At 38.0% G+C, this 6,614-nt stretch carries 4 protein-coding genes and 1 pseudogene; all 5 read right to left on the bottom strand.

What is annotated here, in order from left to right; all coding sequences use genetic code 11:
* Nucleotides 1-450, bottom strand: a 450-nt coding sequence (locus PLH43_RS01080; protein ID WP_324359188.1) for a type II secretion system protein, incomplete at its 3' end; no start/stop codon positions are given.
* Between the two features lie 149 nt (nt 451-599).
* Nucleotides 600-1,814: a type II secretion system F family protein gene (locus tag PLH43_RS01075; protein WP_324359186.1), complete on the bottom strand. Its 1,215-nt coding sequence runs from the start codon at nt 1,812-1,814 to the stop codon at nt 600-602.
* 280 nt (nt 1,815-2,094) lie between these two features.
* Nucleotides 2,095-3,150, bottom strand: coding sequence for a type IV pilus twitching motility protein PilT (locus PLH43_RS01070; RefSeq protein WP_324359184.1), 1,056 nt, complete (start codon nt 3,148-3,150; stop codon nt 2,095-2,097).
* Between the two features lie 15 nt (nt 3,151-3,165).
* Nucleotides 3,166-5,529: an ATPase, T2SS/T4P/T4SS family gene (locus PLH43_RS01065; RefSeq protein ID WP_324359181.1), complete on the bottom strand. Its 2,364-nt coding sequence runs from the start codon at nt 5,527-5,529 to the stop codon at nt 3,166-3,168.
* A 209-nt stretch (nt 5,530-5,738) separates the two neighbouring features.
* A pseudogene (locus PLH43_RS01060) lies at nt 5,739-6,614 on the bottom strand (IS256 family transposase); the annotation flags it as partial.

The following is a 6,614-nucleotide window of genomic DNA, read 5'->3' as shown; positions in this document are numbered from 1 at the left end:
CACTGGCTTAGCATCAGCTTTTAATAAAGATGGATAAATAGTTATTTCATATCCATCATGTTGTTCATATTGAGGTGCAAAATTAGCATATTTAGCATCATCGCCTTTCTTTGGCGTTAAGTAAGAACCATAGTAGCTATCGCCAACTAAAACTCCATTTTTTATTTGCAATGCGGCTATAACTTTCTCAACATCATTAGAAGCAGCGACATCAGCAAGTGCTCCCGCAGCAATTAATTTACTCAAGTCTTTCTCTCCAGAATCAGTCATATAAGCAGTTACAGCTTTCGCAATCTGGTCTGCAGTTCTTTCATCAGCACGTCTCTTGCTGTTACCTAATACACCGGCAAACATACCGAACGCTACAGCTGCAATAACACCCATTATTGCAATAACTATAAGCAGCTCAACCAAGGAAAAACCCTTTTGATTCTTTAACATTTTTTTCATACAAAACCCTCCTATTTTTGTTTTATTTATTTTATTTTTATATTGCTTTTACTTGCTTACATACTTTATCTTATTCCTAAAAGAATTTAAATTAGCAGTATCCCCCCCTAAACTTTTTTGGAATAAGATAAACGTATCATAAGCAAAAACTAAACAGACATCTGGTCGTAAATACTGAGCATCGGCGATAACACACTTAGTACTATAAAGCCGACAACCAAAGCCAATACAATTATGATCACAGGTTCTATAAAACTTGTCAACATCGCCAAGGAAGCCTCTACTTCCTCGTCATAAAAATCTGCGGATTTGTCAAGGGCAAAATCTAGGTTACCTGATTCTTCACCGATTCGAATCATTGAAATAACCATTGGCGGAAAATAATTCAAGGCTGCAAGGGGTGTCGTAAGACCTCTACCTTTTTTTATTTCCTCGATAACACCGTCAATTTTTTCTTTTATCACCTGATTACCCAAGACCTTCTGAACAACCTCCATCGATTGAATCAGCAGAACACCGCTGGACATCAATGTTCCCAAAGTCCTTGTGAGTCTTGCAGTTACAATATTTTTCGTAACTCCTCTAATTACAGGAAGTTTGATTGCCAATGTACCGAAAAATATCTTTCCTTCATAGGTTCGTGAAAAATATGCTATTGCCGAACCGATAACAAGCAATGCCCCCACGATAATAAACCAAAAGGATTTGAAAAAGTTACTTACCGCAATCAATATCTTTGTATAAATCGGCATCTCAACATCAAAACTATCAAGAACTTCAACAAATGTCGGCACAACTTTGACCATTAGTATCAATATAACAGCTACTGCTACAACAGATACTATAATCGGATATGTAAGGGCTCCTTTAATTTTTTGATTCAATTTGTTTTCCTTTTCAAACTGAACTGCCATTCTTTTGAAAACCAAATCAAGCTGACCGCTTATTTCGCCCGCCTCAACCATATTGATTAACATCTCCGGAAAAATCTTCGGATGCTGTCTCATAGCATTTGAGAGGGTAATACCTTTCTGTATGTTATCATAAACATCATCAAGACACTCTCTCAAGGTTCTGTTTGTGGTCTGCTCTCTTAATACATCCAACGAAGTGGCAATAGGCACACCAGCTTCCAATACTATAGAAAACTGTCTGCAGAATATAGCCAAATCCTTTGTTTTTACCTTCGGCTTGAACAAACTAATCTGGCTAATATCGTTAATTACATTCTTTTCTATAATTTCCACCGGGGTATATCCCTTGTCCAGAAGCAGTCGCCTAAGTTCTTCTTCGCTGTCCATTTTGGCCTCACCGGTAAACAACTTTCCGGTGTCGTTTTTAACCTTGTAGCGGTAAACTGGCATTCCCTAAACCCCCAAAAAATTATTGTCTGCAATTTTGCACTTATCTATTTTAAATTTTTAATATGTATAAGCAGAAGGTTCTTATCCATTGATACAAGAAGCTTGATTCCAAGCCATAAACCAAACATGCCATCAATCTACCCAACCTCCCATATTAAAACACACCAAAAAAATAAAACCAGATAAATAAGTAAATATTTATTAACAATTTATATCTATTTCTTAATTTTTTACTTATTTATATTGTAATATATTTTTAATGAAATTGCTAGTGTTTTTTTTAATTTGAGATTAATTTTCTCAAATTATCCATATCAACGGAATATTGGCATGCACTTTCATAATCTATTTCACCGGCTTTATAGAGCTCTGCAAGGCAGCTGTCCATGGTATACATTCCAAACTGTGAACCCGTCTGGATACAAGTGTTTATCTGAGGCGTACGGCTTTCACGAATAAGGTTTGCAATAGCAGGTGTCCACACCATGGTCTCGGTAGCCAATACACGTCCTTTACCGTTTGCTCTTTTAATAAGCTGTTGGGATATGATACCCATGAGCACAGTGGAAAGCTGAGTCCTTACCTGTGCCTGTTGATGAGGCGGGAAAACGTCAATAATTCTGTCTATGGTTTTTGCAGAACCAACGGTATGCAAAGTAGACAACACCAAGTGTCCTGTCTCGGCAGCCGTTAGAGCCGTTGCAATAGTTTCCTGGTCACGCATCTCACCTATAAGTATAACGTCTGGGTCCTCTCTTAAAACAGCCCTCAACGCATTTGCGTAAGATTTTGTATCGGCACCTATCTCCCTTTGATTTATAATACTTTTGTTATGTCTGTGCAAAAACTCTATAGGATCTTCAATCGTAACAATATGACATTTTCTCTTGCTGTTTATGTAATTAATCATAGCTGCCAGTGTGGTAGATTTTCCATGACCTGTAGGCCCTGTTATCAAAATAAGGCCTCTTTGCTTCAAGGAAAGATCATATACCAAACCAGGAAGTCCAAGGTCTTCAATCACGGGAACATCTGTGGGTATTGTTCTGAATGCAATCGCACAAGTACCCCTCTGCTTGAAGACATTTACCCTGAATCTTGCAACTCCCGGAACAGAGTACGAAGCATCCACTTCACCAACTTCAAGAAAACGCTCATATGCTCTAGAACTCAAGCATTGCTTGGCAAGCTGCACACAATTATGAGGAGTCAATATCGGCTCATTTAGATTCATAAGTTCGCCGTAAACCCTTATAATCGGTGGCACCCCCGCACAAATATGCAGGTCGGACGCCTCATTTTCCACTGTTTTTGTAAGTAAATCATTTATATCCATGTTACATCCCCTTTTCTAGTCCTTGAAATATGCAATACGAAGCATTTCGTCTATGGTCGTAGTACCGTTTTTGACCAACCTCGTACAGTTCATTCTCAATGTCTTCATACCCATCTTAATAGCAGCGTCTTTAATTATATCGGAACTTACGTTCTTTGAAATCAGTTCCTTTATTTCCCTATTAACCGTCAATATTTCATAAACTGCTATTCTTCCTTTATAACCGGTATTGTTACATTTGTCGCAACCTTTTGCACGATAAATTGTAATATCTTCATCATCTTTCAGGTCAAGAATGTCTCTCTGATTCATATCTGGTTTGAAAGCTTCTTTACAATCGGGACACAGTCTTCTTACAAGTCTTTGTGCTATCAAGCCAACCAAAGACGAGGACAACAAGAACGGTTCTATTCCCATATCAATCATTCTTGTAACTGAGCTTGCAGCATCATTGGTGTGCAATGTACTGAAAACAAGGTGTCCCGTGATAGCTGCCCTGATCGCTATTTCAGCTGTTTCTCCGTCACGGATCTCTCCAACCATTATTATGTCCGGGTCTTGTCTCAAGAAAGCCCTCAATGCCGAAGCAAAAGTCAAACCTGCTTTTACATTTACCTGTACCTGATTTATACCTTTTATAGTACTTTCAACAGGGTCCTCAACTGTAAGTATGTTTACATTCGGCTTGCACAGTTCTTTAAGTGCCGTATAAAGCGTTGTCGACTTACCGCTTCCGGTAGGTCCGGTAACCAAAACGATACCGTGGGGATTTGATATTATCTGATCGAATTTTTCCAAATCATCTTCAAAGAATCCCAAGTCAAGCTTCGAAACATTAAAGCCTTCCTTGTCTGCAATTCTTATAACGATTTTTTCTCCGAACATTGTAGGCAGAACGGATACACGCATGTCATATTCCTTATCGTCAATTTTTATTGCTATTCTTCCGTCCTGAGGCACTCTCTTTTCTGCAATGTTCAGACCGCTGATAATTTTTATTCTCGCAACAATTGACGGAACCAGCTTCCTGTCATGTCTCATTACCTCCATCAATTGTCCGTCTATTCTGTATCTGACTACAACGCAATCTTCCTGGGGTTCTATGTGAATATCGCTTGCGCGTGTGGCTACAGCTTTTTGGAATATAATATTAACCATCTTGACAATGGGAGCATTCTCAAGATCGCTAATATCGATGGTCGTATCTTCCTCTTGGGTCTCGGTTATTTCAACCGCAATTTTTTCATTTACCTTTTTAAACTCCTCGTCAAGATCGGCAACCTTTTGCTCTATATCTTTCGGACTGGACTTCTTGGAACTTTTACCATAGTATTTTTCCAACTGCGATAAAATCTGTTCTTCGTCAGCCAGACACGGAATAATCTCAAGACCGGTTGTAAGTCTTAAGTCGTCGATTGAAAAAATATTCATCGGGTCACTCATCGCAACCTTCAAATTACCGTCCACATTTTCAATAGGAATAACTTTGTGAGTTCTCGCTAAATTGGCAGATACCAAGCTAATGACTTCTTCATCGATTTCAATTCCTTCAATATCAATGAACTCAACTCCCATCTGTTTTTGAAGGAATTCGTAAAGAGACTTTCTGTCAATGTAGCCCTGCTTAACCATGATTTTACCGATAAGTCCTCCGGATTTGGACTGGATGCTGAGAGCATTATCCAACTGCTCCTGTGTAATAACTCCCGCACGTACAAGAATGTTTCCTATTTTATCTTTAAAAATACCGCTTTCATTGTGTATGTCCTGTTCATAACCCTTGCTTGCAACTTCAAGCTCCGGTTCCAACGCTTCCACATTGGACTTTATATTGTCATACATATCTCTTCCAAGGAGCTCTTCTTCCTTTTCTGCGAGATTTTCATTTATGTTTTCCTCATTTTTTATCAACTTCAATTTCGGAGTCTGCGGCTTTTTTTCTTCTCCGAAATATTCAACAATAAGTCTTTCAATTTCCTTGACATCCGCAAGGACCGGCTTTATTTCCAATGCAGTTGCAAGACGTATATCATCAATACAAAAAATATCCGTAGGATCGCTCATTGCAACTGTCAAAACACCATTATCTTTTTCGATAGGTATGACCTTGTATCTGTTTGCTATATTTCGAGTAATCAATAACGGAATACTGGAATCGCTGATTTTATAAGTCGACAGGTCAACAAAGGATATTCCCATCTTTGCAGCATTGGCATGCATTATGTCCTTCTGGGATACAAGACCGAGTTCTAATAGTACATCCTCAATATTCTTATTACTTTCCCTCTGAATATCCCAGGCTTTTTTAAGGTCAACTATTTTTAAAACTCCCATTTCCAAAAGTATTTCATCAATACCTCTTGTATCTACTCCTAGCATCTCGTACCCCCACACCTCATATGTAATTATTTTAAAAGATTAAAGAATTCACAAAACTGTTTAAAAAGAGTGCTTAAACTGTATAAATAAAGACTTAATTATAGTTTATACTAAATTTTATTCGTTGTAAAGTATAATTTATGAATATATTAACTAATTTAATTGTAATAAAAATCGCCTCAGGATTCAGCTAAAAAAGCAAGCTAACTTTATTTGTGCAATAATGCTTCCGGTGCTAAACTATATGTTGTAATTGCTGGCTTTACCAATTTATTCATTGATTCTTTACTAAAGTATCTTCGGCCAATTTGTCATTCCTCATGTTGCTCAATTAGTATTGAACCAACCAATCTAATCACCGATTGACGATTAGGGAATATACTTACCACGTCTGTTCTTCGACGTATTTCCCTGTTTAGTCGTTCTAATGGATTTGTGGAATGAAGTTGTGCCCAATGTTCTTGTGGAAACTCCATATATTGTAATACGTTTTCACATCCGTTTTCCAGTACCTCCATTGCTCTTGGAAATCTACACTTTAACTGCTCTACAACTGTATACAATTGATTCTTAGCTGTTTTTTGGTCCGGTGCGGCAAATACTGTTCTTACTATTGCTGATACCATACCTTGATGTTTCCTCGGCACCTGACATAATACATTCCTCATAAAATGCACACGACACCTTTGCCACGAACAACCTCCTAAAACTTCTGAAATTGCATTTTTTAAGCCTTCGTGAGCATCACTAATAACAAGTTGAACTCCATGTAATCCACGGCTTACAAGTCGGCGTAAAAACTCTGTCCAGAAAGGGCCGGTTTCTGTTAGCCCTACATCAAATCCCAGAATCTCACGTTCACCATTTTCATTAACACCTACTGCAACAACCAATGCCATGTTTTCTACATGTCCACCTTCCCGCACTTTTGGGAATGTAGCATCCAACCACAAATATGGATATTTAAGTGATAATTTTAGGTTTACAAACTGGTTTACATGTTCATCAAGTTCTTGACTTATCCGTGATACCTTACTTTTATCGATACCTTCCATACCAAGTGCCTGAACTAATTCATCTACCTT

Origin of the sequence: Acetivibrio sp. (genome assembly GCF_035371925.1) — a bacterium.
GTDB lineage: Bacteria > Bacillota > Clostridia > Acetivibrionales > Acetivibrionaceae > Hungateiclostridium.
This window is presented reverse-complemented; position numbering and strand designations above follow the sequence as displayed.